This is a genomic window from Paenibacillus sp. 01T422 (assembly GCF_056398785.1).
On sequence record NZ_JBFTQB010000239.1, the window covers coordinates 1 to 15,522 of the forward strand.

Annotated in this window: 17 protein-coding genes; 15 read left to right on the forward strand and 2 right to left on the reverse strand. The window is 46.0% G+C overall.

What is annotated here, in order from left to right; translation table 11 throughout:
• The 14 genes from AC1DUA_RS15235 to AC1DUA_RS15300 all read left to right on the forward strand — a co-directional run.
• A partial coding sequence (locus AC1DUA_RS15235) for a pyridoxal-phosphate-dependent aminotransferase family protein (protein WP_477500575.1) occupies positions 1 to 900 on the forward strand: 900 nt, incomplete at its 5' end.
• Complete coding sequence (locus AC1DUA_RS15240) at positions 894 to 2,063, forward strand: gamma-glutamyltransferase family protein (RefSeq protein WP_477500576.1); 1,170 nt, start codon at positions 894 to 896, stop codon at positions 2,061 to 2,063. The genes AC1DUA_RS15235 and AC1DUA_RS15240, both read left to right, overlap by 7 nt.
• A gap of 100 nt (positions 2,064 to 2,163) precedes the next feature.
• Positions 2,164 to 3,165, forward strand: coding sequence for an XdhC family protein (locus AC1DUA_RS15245; protein WP_477500577.1), 1,002 nt, complete (start codon positions 2,164 to 2,166; stop codon positions 3,163 to 3,165).
• The gene (locus AC1DUA_RS15250) at positions 3,159 to 3,809 is read left to right on the forward strand and encodes a nucleotidyltransferase family protein (RefSeq protein WP_477500578.1); all 651 of its coding nucleotides are present in this window, start codon (positions 3,159 to 3,161) and stop codon (positions 3,807 to 3,809) included. The genes AC1DUA_RS15245 and AC1DUA_RS15250 overlap by 7 nt, the downstream gene beginning before the upstream one ends.
• A 181-nt stretch (positions 3,810 to 3,990) precedes the next feature.
• A complete protein-coding gene (locus AC1DUA_RS15255) occupies positions 3,991 to 4,989 on the forward strand; it encodes an FAD binding domain-containing protein (protein WP_477500579.1) in 999 nt (332 codons plus the stop codon).
• Positions 4,973 to 7,267 carry a xanthine dehydrogenase subunit D gene (gene pucD / locus AC1DUA_RS15260; protein ID WP_477500580.1) on the forward strand — a complete coding sequence of 765 codons (2,295 nt, stop codon included), beginning with the start codon at positions 4,973 to 4,975 and terminating at the stop codon, positions 7,265 to 7,267. Before AC1DUA_RS15255 ends, pucD begins: the two co-directional genes overlap by 17 nt.
• A complete protein-coding gene (locus tag AC1DUA_RS15265; protein WP_477500581.1) occupies positions 7,260 to 7,745 on the forward strand; it encodes a (2Fe-2S)-binding protein in 486 nt (161 codons plus the stop codon). Before pucD ends, AC1DUA_RS15265 begins: the two co-directional genes overlap by 8 nt.
• Positions 7,746 to 7,753: 8 nt before the next feature.
• The gene (locus tag AC1DUA_RS15270; protein ID WP_477500582.1) at positions 7,754 to 8,905 is read left to right on the forward strand and encodes a BMP family ABC transporter substrate-binding protein; all 1,152 of its coding nucleotides are present in this window, start codon (positions 7,754 to 7,756) and stop codon (positions 8,903 to 8,905) included.
• 30 nt (positions 8,906 to 8,935) lie between these two features.
• On the forward strand, positions 8,936 to 9,343 hold the full coding sequence (locus tag AC1DUA_RS15275; protein WP_477500583.1) for a Rieske 2Fe-2S domain-containing protein: 408 nt from the start codon (positions 8,936 to 8,938) through the stop codon (positions 9,341 to 9,343).
• On the forward strand, positions 9,274 to 9,492 hold the full coding sequence (locus AC1DUA_RS15280; protein ID WP_477500584.1) for a hypothetical protein: 219 nt from the start codon (positions 9,274 to 9,276) through the stop codon (positions 9,490 to 9,492). The genes AC1DUA_RS15275 and AC1DUA_RS15280 overlap by 70 nt, the downstream gene beginning before the upstream one ends.
• Before the next feature lie 456 nt (positions 9,493 to 9,948).
• Positions 9,949 to 10,599 (forward strand): DUF4258 domain-containing protein, encoded by a 651-nt coding sequence (locus AC1DUA_RS15285; protein WP_477500585.1) that lies wholly within the window; start codon positions 9,949 to 9,951, stop codon positions 10,597 to 10,599.
• A gap of 15 nt (positions 10,600 to 10,614) precedes the next feature.
• A complete protein-coding gene (locus tag AC1DUA_RS15290) occupies positions 10,615 to 11,043 on the forward strand; it encodes a hypothetical protein (protein ID WP_477500586.1) in 429 nt (142 codons plus the stop codon).
• Positions 11,044 to 11,724: 681 nt separating this feature from the next.
• Positions 11,725 to 12,888, forward strand: coding sequence for a hypothetical protein (locus tag AC1DUA_RS15295; protein ID WP_477500587.1), 1,164 nt, complete (start codon positions 11,725 to 11,727; stop codon positions 12,886 to 12,888).
• Positions 12,889 to 12,982: 94 nt separating this feature from the next.
• Positions 12,983 to 13,435, forward strand: coding sequence for a hypothetical protein (locus tag AC1DUA_RS15300; RefSeq protein WP_477500588.1), 453 nt, complete (start codon positions 12,983 to 12,985; stop codon positions 13,433 to 13,435).
• A gap of 454 nt (positions 13,436 to 13,889) precedes the next feature.
• Here the strand turns inward: AC1DUA_RS15300 and sda are convergent, their stop codons facing one another.
• Entirely contained in the window at positions 13,890 to 14,042 is a 153-nt protein-coding gene (gene sda / locus AC1DUA_RS15305; protein ID WP_477500589.1) for a sporulation histidine kinase inhibitor Sda, read from the reverse strand.
• Positions 14,043 to 14,063: 21 nt separating this feature from the next.
• Complete coding sequence (locus AC1DUA_RS15310) at positions 14,064 to 14,498, reverse strand: hypothetical protein (RefSeq protein WP_477500590.1); 435 nt, start codon at positions 14,496 to 14,498, stop codon at positions 14,064 to 14,066.
• A gap of 498 nt (positions 14,499 to 14,996) precedes the next feature.
• On the opposite strand from AC1DUA_RS15310, the gene AC1DUA_RS15315 reads away from it, so the two are divergent.
• The coding region (locus AC1DUA_RS15315) for a hypothetical protein (protein ID WP_477500591.1) at positions 14,997 to 15,522 on the forward strand (526 nt) is incomplete at its 3' end.

Sequence of the window (15,522 nt, forward strand, 5' to 3'; positions counted from 1 at the left end):
GAGCGGGAGTGGGGGTCTGTGTTCGATACACAAGAGATCATAGATGCCATCCATCGGGAAAAACCGAACATCGTCGCGATGGTCCACGGCGAAACGTCAACGGGCTGCATCCAACCGCTGGATGGCATTGGTGCAGCTTGCCGGGAAGTGGACGCGCTGCTTGTCGTGGATGCAGTAGCAACGATTGGCGGTGTTCCGGTACAGACGGATGCCTGGCAGCTCGATGCTGTCATCGGCGGGACACAGAAGTGCCTGTCCGTCCCATCGGGAATGTCGCCGATCACCTATAATGGTCGTGTCGAAGCCAAGGTGTTACGGCGTAAAACGATCGAACGGGGGCTGCGCGAGCAAGGGGCGGCAGTATCCAGTTTGAAGCCTGTGGCGAGCAATTATTTTGACCTGGGCATGCTGCAGGACTACTGGAGCCCGAGGCGGCTTAATCATCATACGGAAGCGACATCTATGCTGTATGCTTTGCGCGAAGGGCTGCGCCTAGTCCTGCAGGAGGGGCTGGAGCAGCGCTACCGTAGACATAAGCGTCATGAAGCTGCGCTGGTCGCAGGCCTGCAAGCTATGGGGCTTACGCTGTACGGGAATCCGGCATGCAAGCTGCCGGTCGTAACCTGCATCCGTATTCCGGATGGAATTGACGGAGAGTCCGTACGTTCCATACTGCTGAATACGTTCGGGATTGAGATTGCCAGCTCCTTCGGGCCGCTAAAAGATCAAATTTGGCGAATCGGCACGATGGGCTTTAGTTGTAATCAGAAAAACGTGCTTCATGTTCTTGGTGCGTTAGAGGCAGTTCTCCTCTGGCACAAAGCCGATGTGAACGTTGGTGCAGCGCTGCAAGCAGCCCTTAATCAATATGCTCGTAAGGAGGAGGAACAGCCATGTTAAACATCATGCCGCGAGCGGAACGTGCCATGGTTGCTACGCCTCATTATTTGGCAAGCAGCGTGGGGAGCGCGATTTTGCAGCAGGGAGGCAATGCATTTGATAGTGCGATTGCGATTAGCGCGACACTCGGTGTTGTATATCCGCACATGACGGGCGTTGGCGGGGATGCGTTCTTCCTCATGTATGATGCAGCAACAGGTACTTATACTGGCTTCAATGGGAGCGGGAAGTCCGCAGCGTTAGCGAACCCTGATTTCTACGAGGCCAAAGGCTTGCAAGCGATTCCGCAGAGAGGAATTCTGAGCGCAATTACGGTACCGGGCATGGTAGATGCCTGGTGGCAAGTGTGGAAGAAATACGGCAGACTGCCGTGGGAGAAGCTGTTGGAGCCTGCCATTGCCTATGCGGAAAAGGGATTTCCGATTTCACGTAATTTGCGCTATTGGATGAAGAAGGATGAAGCGTTCATCCGATCCTCTGAACAGCTTAGCGCGTTATATATGGCTGGCGGTAACCTTTTGAAGGAAGGGGATCGACTGGTTCAGAGAGATATGGCTGAGACGCTGCGCCAGATTGGGCGGGATGGCCGAGATGCTTTTTATAATGGAGCTGTCATGAAGGCAGTTGTGGAAAGTATTAAAAAGGCGTTTAAAGACCGTGATCTGTATTTGACAGATCCGAACTTTCGGGAGATTCCGCTGGAGCATCTGCTGTCCAAGGCTTATGCCAAGGAGCTCTGGCAGGCTGTACAAGAACAGCCATTTAAGGTAAGTGAGCATGTATCTCCGGCGATTGGCCAAGATACGGCTTATGCGGCTGTGGTTGATGAGGCAGGCAATTCCGTTTCCTTCATTCAAAGCCTGTATTTCGACTTTGGTGCTGCGTATGTGCCGGGGGATACGGGGATTATTATGCAAAATCGGGGCTCCTTTTTCTCGTTGGACTCTGCTAGCGCCAACGCACTGGAGCCGAAAAAGAGGTCGTTCCACACGTTAATGCCGGCTATTGTCAGCAAGGAAGGTAAGCCATACATGTTATATGGCACACAAGGTGGGGAAGGTCAGCCGCAAACGCAGCTTTCCATCCTGACTGGCGTACTGGACTATGGACCCAGTCCAATCATGGGATGGCATCATGGGGCAAGCGCAGGGGATTGTCATTGACGAACAGGGCTTCATGAGCGGAGCTGCCGATCCGCGAGGTGATGGTTTAGCAATCGGCTGGTAAGACGATGATGCGATATTAAGCGAGGTGTGGTGAGTGATGGAAGCCTACGACATTTTGGAAGCGATAGAGCATTGTGAACAGTCGGCTGTGCTGGCGACGGTCATTCATGTAGAAGGGCATGCTTACCGTAAACAAGGAGCCATGATGCTGCTGTTGGCGGATGGCAGCTTGTACGGGAGTATCTCCCCCGGCTGTCTGGAAGCCGATCTAATCGAATATGTGCCCCTCGTCGAGGCATCACAGAAGCCACAAATGATTGAGTACGACATGCGGCCTGCTGATGATTTCGGCTGGGGTGAAACGATCGGGTGCGGCGGATTAATTCGCATTCTGCTCGAGCCAGTGACAGGTGAACTGCGTGTTCACCTCTTGACGGCCAAAGCAGCTGTGGATCGCGGGGAGGTTATACAACTTACACGCTCTTTTGTGGAGGGTTACTCCGATACGCAGTATAAGTTGTGCGGGTTAGATGAGTCGGCGGCTTCTTCTGCTGATTGCACTTCTTTGTCCAGTGCGTATGTCTACACTTTCAAGCCTAAGCCTAGAGTGATTATATTTGGAGCTAATCAAGATGCTATCCCTCTTGCGGGGCTGGCTGTAAGCAGCGGATTTCGCGTGGTGGTCGCGGATTGGCGTGAAACCTATTGCACGGCGGAACGGTTTCCCGGTGCGGAGACAATTGTTGCTTTTCCAGATGATCTGGTTAAAAAGTTAAAACTGACCTCTGACGACTATGTTATTGTCATGAGTCATCAGTTCGATAAAGATGCCGAATTCGTGCATGCAGCATTGGAGTCGCGTCTGCGCTACCTTGGCATTATGGGCTCACGTTCGCGATCGGAGAGGCTGCTGGATGGTGCGGAGCAACCTGAATGGGTGCATTATCCTGTTGGTTTGAATATTGGCTCAGAGGGTCCTATCGAGAATGCGATCAGCATTGTTGCGGAATTGATTAGTAAAAAGCGCGGTGTACGCGCAAATGAAACATGGAGCTCTTCCGTCAGATCGGGAGATATCCAAGGGTCCCGCTCATGGTGAGCGCCAGGAAGCGAAAGGTCGTTGGCGTCTATCTGGCAGCTGGCAGCTCCAGGCGAATGGGGACATCGAAGATGTCCCTAGAACTGGCGGAAGGTGTTCGGTTAGGTGGAGTTGCTCTCCAGCAAGCGCTGAGTTCGGAGCTACGTAGTGTCGTTGTTGTTGTGCGGGAAGGCGAGTCCTTGGATTGGCTGACGGCTTCTGTCCCCGCACATATGCTGCTGGATCGCTGCCATATTGCCGTCTGTCCAGATGCAGCAAGCGGTATGGCGCATTCGCTGCGCACGGGCATTCAGGCTGCCAGAGAGCTGGGCGCAGAGGGGATCATGGTTCTGCTGGCGGATCAGCCATTCATCGATGGAGCTATGTTGCTTGAACTTACGAATGCGTTCAATGAGCATGCAGGGGAGGATTACATCGCCAGCGGGGATAAGGGTCAGCCTAAGCCTCCGCTAATTATGGGACCTAACATGTGGCAGGCCGCAGCTTCCCTGGAAGGGGATATCGGGGCACGATCCCTGTTTCGCTCGCCATTGTACCGTGGGCGTATCATTGAGTTCAACGAATTGCCATTCATGGATATAGACACTGTAGACCGATATGAAGAGGCAAAAAAGCTATTTGTTAATCACTTGATGTCAAATTAAATAACATAAATAAGATGAAAAGTGCATTATTACTAATGATGCGCTATTTTTTTATACAAAAACACAAAATGGTGTTAAGTTAGTTGACTCAGTTTTTGGAAATTGTTTATAGTTGATCTAATTTAACTACGGATAATTTGTGGGAAACGGCGGTTCAGATTACGCTGAGGAGGTTTTGTTCATGTCAGTTCCTTTGTACCAGCTGCCGGAGCAGCAGCCTTCGGTGTGGCAGCCGACAAGCGTGGAGGAAGCCATGCATCTAAAACATCAATGGGGAGACAACTCGGTGTTAATCTCTGGCGGCACCTGGCTGCGCACACGCTGGGAAAATGGTCTTTCGTCGACGCCGCAGCACTTGATCAGTCTAAGTCGAATTCCTGCCCTTTCGGGTTTAACCATTGACACTTTAGGTCATGTTCATATAGGTCCAGCATGTTGCTTATCTGATTTGATGGAAAATGAGCTGATGAGGCAGCGATGCGGGCTTTTGGTGCAAGCTTGTGCCGAGATTGCAGCGCCTTCCGTACGAAATCTAGCTTCAATCGGAGGTAATGTGGTAACCCGTACGGGGGATCTCATTCCAGTCCTGCTTGTTATGGATGCTCAGGTGGGGTGGTCGGATGGGCAGCAAGAGTGGATGCTGCCGCTAAAGGAGTGGCTGGAAAGCAAACATTTTACCTCTTACGAAGTGATGACCAAGATTGTGGTGCGAGCTTCCGGGGAGGATCGTACAGAACAGACCGAGGCAGAACAGACGGATGCAGAGCCGCAGACTAATGTGGAACAGACCCATGCAGAGCAAATTGATCAGGACGTGGAACGCTCCCATGAGTTTTATTTGAAAGTGGGACGCAGAGAGGCATTCACCCCATCCGTTGTAACGGTTGCCGGCAGTTTAAGGATGGATGCGGGCGGAACCATTGTCGCTATCGCTTTGAGTGCAGGCGGAGGAAGTGCTATTCCAGCGAGGTTCACTGAATTGGAGGACGCGCTCACAGGTAAGATTTTATCCAAAGAGGTCCTGCAAACTTTGCACAAGGGAGTGTCTGAAGGGTTCGAGGCTGTAGCTGATGATTATGCAGGTGCTGCTTACCGGAAGATGACGGCGGCGAATCTCATCGTTTCTGAGTGCTATAAAGCTTGGCGAAAAGGGGGCGGAGCCTATGCTCCTAGGTCGTGATACGTATGCGAAAAAATGGATCATTCGTCCCGATGGTGAAGAGAAGGTCACGGGGAAGCTCCAATACCTCACAGATTTAACGGCAACGGGTATGCTGCATGGCAAAGTGCTGCGAAGCAAGTACCCGCATGCGTGGATACTTTCCATAGATACGAGCAAGGCCAAAGCGACTGCCGGTGTTCGCGCCGTTATAACGGCTGAGAATGTGCCGGGCATGAATTTGTTCGGCATTGCCTTCCCGCACCAGCCTGTCCTGTGCCACGAACGTGTCCGATACATTGGTGATGCTGTGGCCGCTGTAGCAGCAGATACAGAAGAAATCGCGGAGTATGCGCTTAGTTTAATAGAAGTTGTCTATGAACCGCTGCCAGTTGTAGACAATCCAGAAACGGCGCTGGACGACGGGACTGTGTTCCTTCATCCTGAGGGCAATCTGCTGCATCGAACCAGTCTGAAGCAAGGTGAGGTGGAATCTGCTTTTGCGCAGTGTGCGCACATCGTAGAGGAGACGTATTACACCCCGAGGCAAATGCACACGTACATGGAAACGGAGGGAGGCCTATTTGTACCGGAAAAAGACGGCCGGCTCACGGTGTACTCGCCAACACAACATGGCTATAAGGATCGGATGCAGCTTGCCCGTATTCTCGCCATGGAGGAAGAGCAGATTCGCGTTGTGTCCAGTCCGATTGGCGGATCATTTGGCGGGAAGGATGAGCTGAATGTGCAGCCATTCGGAGCCATGCTTGCGCTTATGACAGGCGCTCCCATCAAAATGCACAATTCCCGCAGAGAATCGGTTATTGCCGGGATCAAAAGGCATCCGATGCGAATCACAATGAAGACAGGTACAGATGCAAGTGGACATCTTATCGCACATCAAGTCAGCATTCTTGCAGATACTGGTGCTTACGCAACGCTGGGGTGTGAGGTGCTGAATTTTGCCACTGAACATGCTATAGGGCCGTATACAATTCCTCATATTGATGTAAAAGGGACTAGTGTCTACACGAATAATGGCGTATCCGGGGAGTTTAGGGGCTTCGGCGGCAATCAGGTGATTTATGCCGTGGAGAGTCAGATCGAGCGGCTAGCTGAGAAGCTCGGGATGGATGCTTGGGAGCTGCGCAAGCTGAACCTGCGCGCTCCAAGCGACCCCGGGCCGATGGGCCAAGAGATTGTGCCGACCGAAGGCGCCAGCCAAGTGTGGCACAAGGCGCAGGCATCGCCGCTATGGGCGAAGCGGGGCAAGCCGCACGCGAGCGCGCAGGAGCCGTGGCTGCGCCGAGGCGTCGGCGCCTCGATGGTGATGCACGGCGCCGGCCTCGGCCTCGGCATCCCGGATCATTCCGGCGGACGCATCGAGCTCACGCCGGAGGGCAAGATCCAGGCCTCCTTCGGCTTCGAGGAGTTCGGGCAAGGGCTTTACGCAGCACTCACGCTGATGCTGCAGGACTGCTTCGGCTGCGCCGCCGATGACATCCGCATCGTCATCGGCGATACCGACCGCGTGCCGAGCAGCGGCTCGAGCACGGCATCCCGCGCCACCACGATGATGTGGCGCGCCCTGCAGCGGCTGAAGCCGCCGTTCGTGCAGGCGCTGCTGGAGCAGGCGGCTGAGCTTGGCGGCTTCGCGCCGGAAGAGCTGACAACCGGTGTAGGCGGACTCCATCGCAAGGGCGATGGGGAGGGGCAGCCGGTTGTGACGTATGCGCAGTTGGCGGAGGCTGCCGATCAGGCAGCGAAGCCGATCCTGGCGCAGACCGCATTTGACTACCCGACGACACCGGCGGGTCAGGTCGGCGCGCATTACTTGTACACCTACGCTGCTGCTGTTGTGGAGGTGGAAGTGAACATGCTGACAGGGCGAGTGAGGGTGGTTCAAACCGACCACGTTATTGCAGCGGGGCCTGTCATTAATCCGATGGGCTTCCTCGGTCAAATCGAGGGAGGCAGCGTAATGGCATTGGGCTTCACATTAACGGAGGACGCCGCCATGCAGGAAAGCTCCTATTTGCGGCATAATCTGGACACTTATCTGATTCCAACTTTTCGAGATAGTCCGCAAATCATTCGCGTTGAAGCGATAGAAGAATTACCCGAGGGCGATACGTTCGGCCCGCGCGGGGTAGGCGAAATCGGCAGCGTCGGATTGGCGCCGGCGATTACGGCAGCAGTTCGACAAGCAACTGGCATTTGGGTGAATCGGCTTCCAATTTCACCGGAAGACATCGTGCAGTCCATCGATTGGTTAGAAGGGGTGGAGGCCATTGATTAATACAACGTATGTGCTGGAATGCTCCATTAACGGGAAAGAGATCGCGATTCCGGTTCCTGCTTCCAAGCGGATGTCAGATATTTTAAGAGATGACCTGCGTCTGACCGGAACCAAAGTTTCTTGTGAGATTGGACGATGCGGCGCCTGCATGGTGCTGCTTGATGGGAAGCCAGTAAATGCGTGTTTATTAATGGCTTATCAAGCGGCAGGCAAGCAGGTGACCACGATTGAGGGGATATCCGGAGGGGAAACGCTGCATCCCGTTCAACAAGCCATGTTAGAGGAAGGAGGGCTGCAGTGCGGTTATTGTACCGCAGGGATGGTTGTCACGTTAACGGCTTTGTGGGCCAGTAACCCCGCCCCGACGAGAGCGGAGGCCGAGCAAGCGCTGTGCGGTAATTTATGCCGCTGCACCGGCTATGAAGGGATTTTCAGAGCGGTAGAACGATGTGGTTTGTCGATAAAAAGAGAGGGGTAGAAGCCATAATGCCAAAAAAACTGATGTTGTCCTTAACTGCTATCTTCCTAATGTTCCTATCCGCTTGTTCCAGTTCGCCCACATCAACGACGAGCACCACGACAGCACCAGCAAGCTCCCCTGCGGCAGGTTCGATGGCAAGCACAACCCCTTCAACAACAGAGAAAAAGCTGCCGAGAGTCGCCTTTGTCTATATCGGAGTGCCCGGTGACGGAGGTTGGACTTATGAGCATGATCAAGGCCGTTTGATGATGGAGAAAGAGCTGGGTATCAAAGCGACTACGGTTGAAAATATTCCTGAGGGCCCAGATGCGGAGCGGGTTTTCGAAGAGTTGGCCCAGAAAAATGATATCATTTTCGGAACTTCTTTCGGCTATATGGACCCGATGTATAACGTGGCGCAAAAGCACCCGAATGTGAAATTCCTCCATGCCACAGGCTACAAAACGCTGCCTAATATGGGGACGTACATGGGGCGTGAATATCAAAGTGCCTACCTCGTCGGCATGGCCGCCGGCAAAATGACGAAAAACAATCATATGGGCTATGTTGGCGCATTCCCAATTCCAGAAGTCATTTATACCATTAATGCTTTCACCTTAGGTGCACAAAGCGTGAATCCGAACGTGGACGTTTCCGTCGTTTGGAGCAATACCTGGTTCGATCCGGCAACAGAGAAGCAGGCGGCAATTTCACTGCTGGATAAAGGCGTTGACGTGCTGGCTGCCTATCAAGATTCACCTGCGGGCATTCAAGCGGCTGCTGAGCGCAAGGTTTGGGGCATTGGCAACGATTCCGACATGGGTCGATTCGCACCGGAAACGTACATTTCCAACCCGAAATGGAATTGGGGCCCATACTATGTGAAAGCCGTAAAAAGCGTCATGGACGGCACTTGGAAATCGGAAGCTTACTTCGGCAGCATGAAGGAAGGCATCACTGAAATGGCACCGCTAGGCAAAAATGTGCCGGCTGACGTGAAGGAGCTTGTTGAGAAGAAAAAGCAGGAGATTTTAGCGGGAACCTTCGATGTGTTCCAAGGTCCGATAGTCGATCAGGATGGCAAAGTCCGATTTGAGCAGGGTAAAAAAATGACTGATGAAGAAATCCTGGGTACAACTTGGTTTGTTAAGGGCATTAAAGGTGTCATTCCGAAATAATGAGGGAAAGTTGTGTGGGGGATGATGACGATGCAAGATAAGACTCTTCTCGATGAATGGCATCCGGTATTGTTGTCGTCGGCGCTGACGGATCGACCAGTTCCTGTTGTTGTACTGGGTGAGAAAGTAGCCGTTTTCCGCACTTCTGACGGCGTTCATGCTTTCAAAGACTTGTGCATTCATCGGGGCGTGCCGCTCTCTCTGGGCAAAGTGAAGGACAATGAGCTTGTCTGCGCCTATCATGGCTGGTCTTATAATGGTTGCGGGACATGTACGCGAATCCCTTCACTGCCTGCCAATCGGGCTATTCCCTCTAAGGCAAAAGCCTTTGTCTACGCCTGTGTGGAAGGCAGCGCAGCCAAGCTTTCATGCTTAAGCAGCGGAACTATGCGTATGAGGAGCCGGACGATATTTTCATCCAGTTCCAGGATCTGCTGATCGAGCAGGATCGTGAAATGGTCGAAAATCAGAAGCCGGAGCTGCTGCCGCTTGATCTCCAGGCGGAGCTGCATTTGAACACGGACCGATTAAGTATTGCGTATCGCAAGCGGCTTCGTGAGTTGGGCGTTACGTTTGGGACGGCGTAGTTGTGGTTAAAAGAGTAGGGCTATCGAAGGGGCTGGAGCCTTTTTGGTAGTCTTTTTTATAGTCGCCACATATTCGTGAGCTCGAAGAAAAATATGACTCGCTCGAGGCGTGAATTCAGGGAATTCAATTACGAAAACAGAAATAACCCCAACTCATGTGGCTTCATAGACCAATGGTAAAGCTGCAGTCTAGTTAGCTAGAGAAGCTTTAGTCAATTATAGGTGAAATCGGCCGATTCGGGACCTAAACTAAACATAATTTAATTTCTAAATTTTATCAATTATAGTACATCGTACCTATTTACTGTTAATTATTTACAAAGTATTATATTAAAGTATTTAAATGAAAAAAATGCGAAAGTGGGAGGGGCGAAGTTTGGATAGTGCGAGGCTTCTTGTCTCATCTGTCTCGGTGATGCAGAGAGGCTATTATATCTTAGAGGAGGAGATTTTATTATGAAAAAACTGATTGCATTGCTGCTATCTATTTCCATGGTGTCAGTATTAGCTTTACCTGTAACAGCAGCAGAAAAAGTAACTACTACAGCTACAAAAGCAGAAATTGTACAAGAAGACTTGCATGATCAAAAGATACAAAAAGGTATTGAAGCATTAGCTAATGAGAAAGATTCAGTTACAGAAATAGAATCACCACAAGATGAGTTGCAAGATCAGTTAATACAAGAAAGTAGTGAAGCAAAGCCACTTCAAATTGCACCTCAAAACGTAGGTGGCCTAATTAAATTAGTCCAAGTGATTTTTACTCAGGTAGGAAAAGCCATCAAGACAACAGCAACCAATAGAAATGTTGTTACCCAAATTACTAAACATGCTATGGAAGAAGCATTTAAAGACGGTATTACAAGTATTATTTTAGATACAATTTTGGGTGAAGTGTCTGCTTCAGGTGGTCCGTTTAGAGTTGAAAAATACGATGACACAACATTGAACTCTAGAATATTTTATGATTATGGCACTAAAATTGTAGTAGTACTTTCTAAGGATGATAATACAATTATTACTACCTATAAAGATACATCTTTTAATGGGCCAAGTGGTAGAATATCTAGTGGTAGATGGGTATTAGGAAGTTGGATGTTCAAATAAAAGGTGGTACATAAATTGAATATTGTTATTTTAAAGGACTTAGATAATACATCATGTAAAGAAATTCATTTTGAGGTATTGCACCATTATCCAGAAGAGAGTGAGGGAAGTAGATTAGTTGTTACTTTTTATAGAGAGAAAGCAGTTGAAAAAACGATAGATATGGGATGGACAAACAAAACTCTTTTTTCATTCATTAACTTAATGCTGAATTTCCCATCAGACAAAACCAGCGGAAGTTTCAATCACTTTGAAAAGCATCTTGAATTACACTGGTCTTATGAGTACGAAACCAATGTATACATGCTAACGTTTGAAGATCAAGGGACATTATTTTTACTGAAATCTAGTCAAGGTGAATTGGTTGAGTTTGGAAAAGAACTTAGACATGCAGTAGAACTAGCGCCAAGTTCAAGTAGTTATAAAAGTTATAAAAATCTTTAATTTGCAGAGACGACAAAGAGATTCGGGATATTAAAACAAAGAACGGGCTAATCATATCAAATGATTAACCCATTCTTTGTTTTACAGTATAGTCTGACCTAATAAAAGTAGATAATTTTTGACACAGAGGAGTCCAAATATAAAAAACGCTTTAGGTGTCCTAATCATAGGTAATCATAAGCGATTCCGCGGGTTGGGTGTGACGTTCGGGACGGCGTAGTTGTGTGAGTAGGGCTATCGAATGGGCTGGGGAAGGCCTTTTGGGTAGTCTTTTTTATGTTGAAATGTGGCTTGGTTAGATCGTTAGTTATTTTTGTATTAGGAGGTACGCGGAGGGTGGGAAAACAAAAAGGAGCTCGGCGAGACATGTCATGGCAGACTAAAAAATAAACAACAACATATCCACAAGTTAAATAACATTATCCTTATTTACGCTTTTTATGAGTCTACTCGTAACTAGTTCGCTCACTCCCCAAGTCACAAACGAATTTTGTTCATATGTGATTTAATTACTATTGGAATTTGTAACTAAAAATATAAGTTTAATTTTTTTCTTTACACATTCCAAAATATGTAATATTATTCTAATTGTAATTGGTTGGAATTAATTGGAAGAAATGCGCGCGAATTGCTTTCAAGGTTCCAGAATAATTACTATTTAATAATAAGGAGTGATCTAGTTTGAGTATAAAAAGAAAAATTTTTATCCCGATAACCGTAATATTGAGTTTGGTGTTTTTCTCAATCACTGCTTTCGCTAGCACATACCCTTCAAATTCAAATTCTGATAATAGTAAGTGGCATTTTCCATACACAGGGTATATGGAAGGTTATAAATATACCTCGGGGAGTTTAAAATGGATTCATGCTCAAGTATATGGAAAGTATAATAGTGCCCAAATAACAAATATGCGAAATACTACTTATTATCCTACTTTAGAAATTAAAGATAGTACTCAGATGGGAAATTATATTGAGGGACAATACTACTCATCTAATTATCCTGATCCTAAATATGATGTAGACTATTGTGGGCCTCATGGCGAGTATTCTTGTGAAATTGAGGTTGCTAATAAAAACAACAATTTAATGGTAGCCGAAACAAATTATTATATTTCTACAGAGTGGAAGAAAAAGGGCACAAGTGATGTTTATTTAATTGCTTATGGCTCGCAAAGTCGTGAACCCACATTATTCGAATGTTCTATTGGCCAATGTGAATTAAACACGGTCTCTAGTCAATTTAGTGCTTTATCTGGATTTAATGTTAATTCTGCAAGTGGCAGTTGGGCATCTACAGGTAAAACAATTGACAATAAATTACTGGCTAGTAGTAAAGTAACTAAAAATAGTGTTCTAGGAAATACGACAATGGTCGATATCAAAAGTGATTTACCTAAGGACTTGAATAAGGAATATGTAAGTATTTCAGAAATAAGTACACTTGAAGCATTTGCTAGTAAGGCAAATAAGAAGGCAAATGAGGTGAATAATTCGGAAGAATACGACTTCATAATAACTTTCAATAACACGATTAATCGTGAAGAATTGCTTAAATATAAAAATATGACAGTATTAGAACCATTAATTTATGGACGTGGGTACAATCAATTAAATGAAAGAATTACTATTGCAGTATCTGGGTTTGATGATCAAGTGTTACAAAAAGCGGAAGAAGATTCATCTTACAAATTTAAAGGATTTACTCAAATCGCGGGTAAAACAAAAGGTGAAAACATCAAACGTATTATTGGGAATAAGGAGATTTTTAGTATTGAAGTTGCATCTGAAAATATTGTCCCGTTAGGTCTATATTGGAAATTGGAAGATTTAAAACAACAATAATTTAAACTTAAGCAATTCACGAGTCGTCAACTTTATTGATTTAGGATGACTCGTGATTTTTATTTAGAAAATTACGTGCTAGGAGGCAGATGATTTGAAGAAAAAAGTACTTTACATGTCTGCTATAATTATTTTAATTTATATTACTACTGTATTTATTTATCAAGTAGTTCCCGCAGTTAAAGGAAGATCTGTAACAACTCATTTTTTGACAAATCTCATGAGCAATGATCCATCGGCAGCATCCAGGTATATACACTCAAATGAGCAACAAGAATGGGTGAATACAATCAGGCAATTAGAGCAGGATGGTTTAAGTTTAGTTGATTATCGAGAACTTCAAGTAAGTCTAAATGATAATGCACTTGAAGGTAACGTATATATAACACTTGCGAATCAAAGTATAAAAAAGGAGTATCGTGTATTCCTTACCTTCGAGGGGGGGCGATTGTCCCCCAAAATATCGCATTTGCAATACATGGAAGCAGATGGAGTAGATGAAACAATTGAACGGTGGATCAGAACAATAAATTTCACATTATCCTGACAGGTATTATTAATTTATTGCTACATTGTGTACACCTACTTTAAGTTCTTGGAAAGATTTAAATCGGTTACTTTAGCAAAGTGATTGGAGTATAAGGATTATAAACTAATTAGTTAACAATTTTAATCATAAGCGGCTTTGTGAGTTGGGCGTTACGTTTGGGACGGCGTAGTTGTGATATGAGTAGGGCTATCAAAGGGGCTGGGGAAGGCCTTTTTGGTAGTCTTTTTTATGGTTAGCCTTGGATATGGGAACTGTGGTCCTTTATTTTTGCGATTTTGAGCTGTATGGACGCCAAGGGGAACTATGATCCGTTATATAAGCAAGTTTGGAGGGAATGAGGGCGAATTTGAGGGAATAAGGGACTGTAGTTCCTTTTGTACAGTGATTTATGCGATAATTGCTAAAATAGCGGACTCTAGTTCCTTTTAACATTATCGTTATCTATGTCGATTCACTTTGTGGGTTCGGAAAGGCCATCAATGAGAATTTCTCGCCTCAACAGTTCATCCAGAAGAAGGTTTATAAATTCTTCCTCAAGATCTAATTTTATCGCTTCCAAATAAGCCTTAATCAAACCCTCAAGGCTCAGAGAATGTAAGTGCATCTTTTTACCTCTTCCAGGATCTCATCGTTTCCTTCTATTCTTGATTAATGTCATTCTTCGGGAATGGCGCAGCCACGTGTAGTAACTTCGAAGATCACGCAGCTCTATACTTTCGCTCATTTTCCCAAGGAAGGTAATCACGATCATTTTATGTAAAGGGTTGCCTAGCAGATCTGTCTCCGTCTCAGCCACAACAAATTGGGCAACAAAAAGCAAATCATCATCGATGACATAGACATCTTCCTCGTTCCTGTAATAAGAAGCAATGCTGCCGCTCTTCAATTTCTCCCACATAAAGTCATAAATTTCATCGAGTTGGGTCGATTCGTTACCAAGACGAGTACGATATCGGCTGTGTGCATGGTGGGTAATCAAGATGTCGACGACTTTTTTATCGGCGAGTTTGATATAGAAGGGGTCGTAGGTACTCCATCGATTCATTGATTTATCTCGCATCCCTAGATCTCCTCTCATTTCCGAAAAAGATAGCCATTTTAAATTTCCATATATATACTAATTATGATAGTATTTGTTGTGCTTTTTCACATCGCAAAAGATGAGGGATTGTATGCAAACTTTTTGCATGGAAACGCAAAATATGTGCGCGGAAATGCAAAAAAGATTGTATAACAGCTAAATGCTGGTTATACAATCCTTTTTGAGTTTGATAAAATAAGGTTGAAAACTAATTTACCATGAAGTTTGAACGCCATCGTGTTTACTTACGTGTACATCCGTGAAGACTTTTTTTACTGCATATGATTCTTGTTGCGATAATGGATTAACTGCTAGATTCTTATCGCTTATTAATTCGTCACGTTTCACAGAATGGATAGTTTGATGAAGTTTTGGATTTAACTGAAGAAGTAACATAGACATCGCTCCCCTATTAAATTTAATTTTACATTACTTTATGTATTATAACCTAAATATTCGCAATATAGGAGTAAGATTATGAGAAAAATATTTCTGATAGGTTTGTGTCTTTCTATTTATATAATTTTGCAGATTTGGTGTTCGATGTTTGTTATTCGCTTTCCGTACATAGGGATTGATAGTGAATTTGTACAAGGACAGTGGGTGATAACAAGCTTATCTCCAGAAGGATCTGCTAGTAAATTAGATCTAAAGGTTGGCGACGTTATCGAACAAGTAGATGGCAAACCTGCTATTGAATTTACTATATTACAAAAATGGAAATCAATAGAGCAAGCCCATGATCTTGTCATTTTAAGAGGTGACATTAGACATGCGGTGGAATTAAATTCGAAAAGCAATATCTTCTATGACATGTTTCCGTTTATTGAGCAATTTATATGTTTTATTATGCTTTTTGTACTTTATAGTAAAATGTATTATTCGAAATCGGCTAGACTTTTAGCCTCTGTATTTCTTTGCGGCTCAGTAATCCTATTGAGTTTAGGAGCTTCTATTCGAGGAGATGCAGTAGGAAAACTATTAATAACTACGTTCATGATGC

Excerpts from the sequence above, each read along its gene's own strand:
- AC1DUA_RS15285 (WP_477500585.1), top strand. The coding sequence starts at position 9,949 with ATGAAAAAACTGATTGCATTGCTGCTATCTATTTCCATGGTGTCAGTA.
- sda (WP_477500589.1), bottom strand. The coding sequence starts at position 14,042 with ATGCACTTACATTCTCTGAGCCTTGAGGGTTTGATTAAGGCTTATTTG.
- AC1DUA_RS15270 (WP_477500582.1), top strand. The coding sequence starts at position 7,754 with ATGCCAAAAAAACTGATGTTGTCCTTAACTGCTATCTTCCTAATGTTC.
- AC1DUA_RS15280 (WP_477500584.1), top strand. The coding sequence starts at position 9,274 with ATGCTTAAGCAGCGGAACTATGCGTATGAGGAGCCGGACGATATTTTC.
- AC1DUA_RS15240 (WP_477500576.1), top strand. The coding sequence starts at position 894 with ATGTTAAACATCATGCCGCGAGCGGAACGTGCCATGGTTGCTACGCCT.
- AC1DUA_RS15245 (WP_477500577.1), top strand. The coding sequence starts at position 2,164 with ATGGAAGCCTACGACATTTTGGAAGCGATAGAGCATTGTGAACAGTCG.
- pucD (WP_477500580.1), top strand. The coding sequence starts at position 4,973 with ATGCTCCTAGGTCGTGATACGTATGCGAAAAAATGGATCATTCGTCCC.
- AC1DUA_RS15255 (WP_477500579.1), top strand. The coding sequence starts at position 3,991 with ATGTCAGTTCCTTTGTACCAGCTGCCGGAGCAGCAGCCTTCGGTGTGG.
- AC1DUA_RS15250 (WP_477500578.1), top strand. The coding sequence starts at position 3,159 with ATGGTGAGCGCCAGGAAGCGAAAGGTCGTTGGCGTCTATCTGGCAGCT.
- AC1DUA_RS15310 (WP_477500590.1), bottom strand. The coding sequence starts at position 14,498 with ATGCGAGATAAATCAATGAATCGATGGAGTACCTACGACCCCTTCTAT.
- AC1DUA_RS15275 (WP_477500583.1), top strand. The coding sequence starts at position 8,936 with ATGCAAGATAAGACTCTTCTCGATGAATGGCATCCGGTATTGTTGTCG.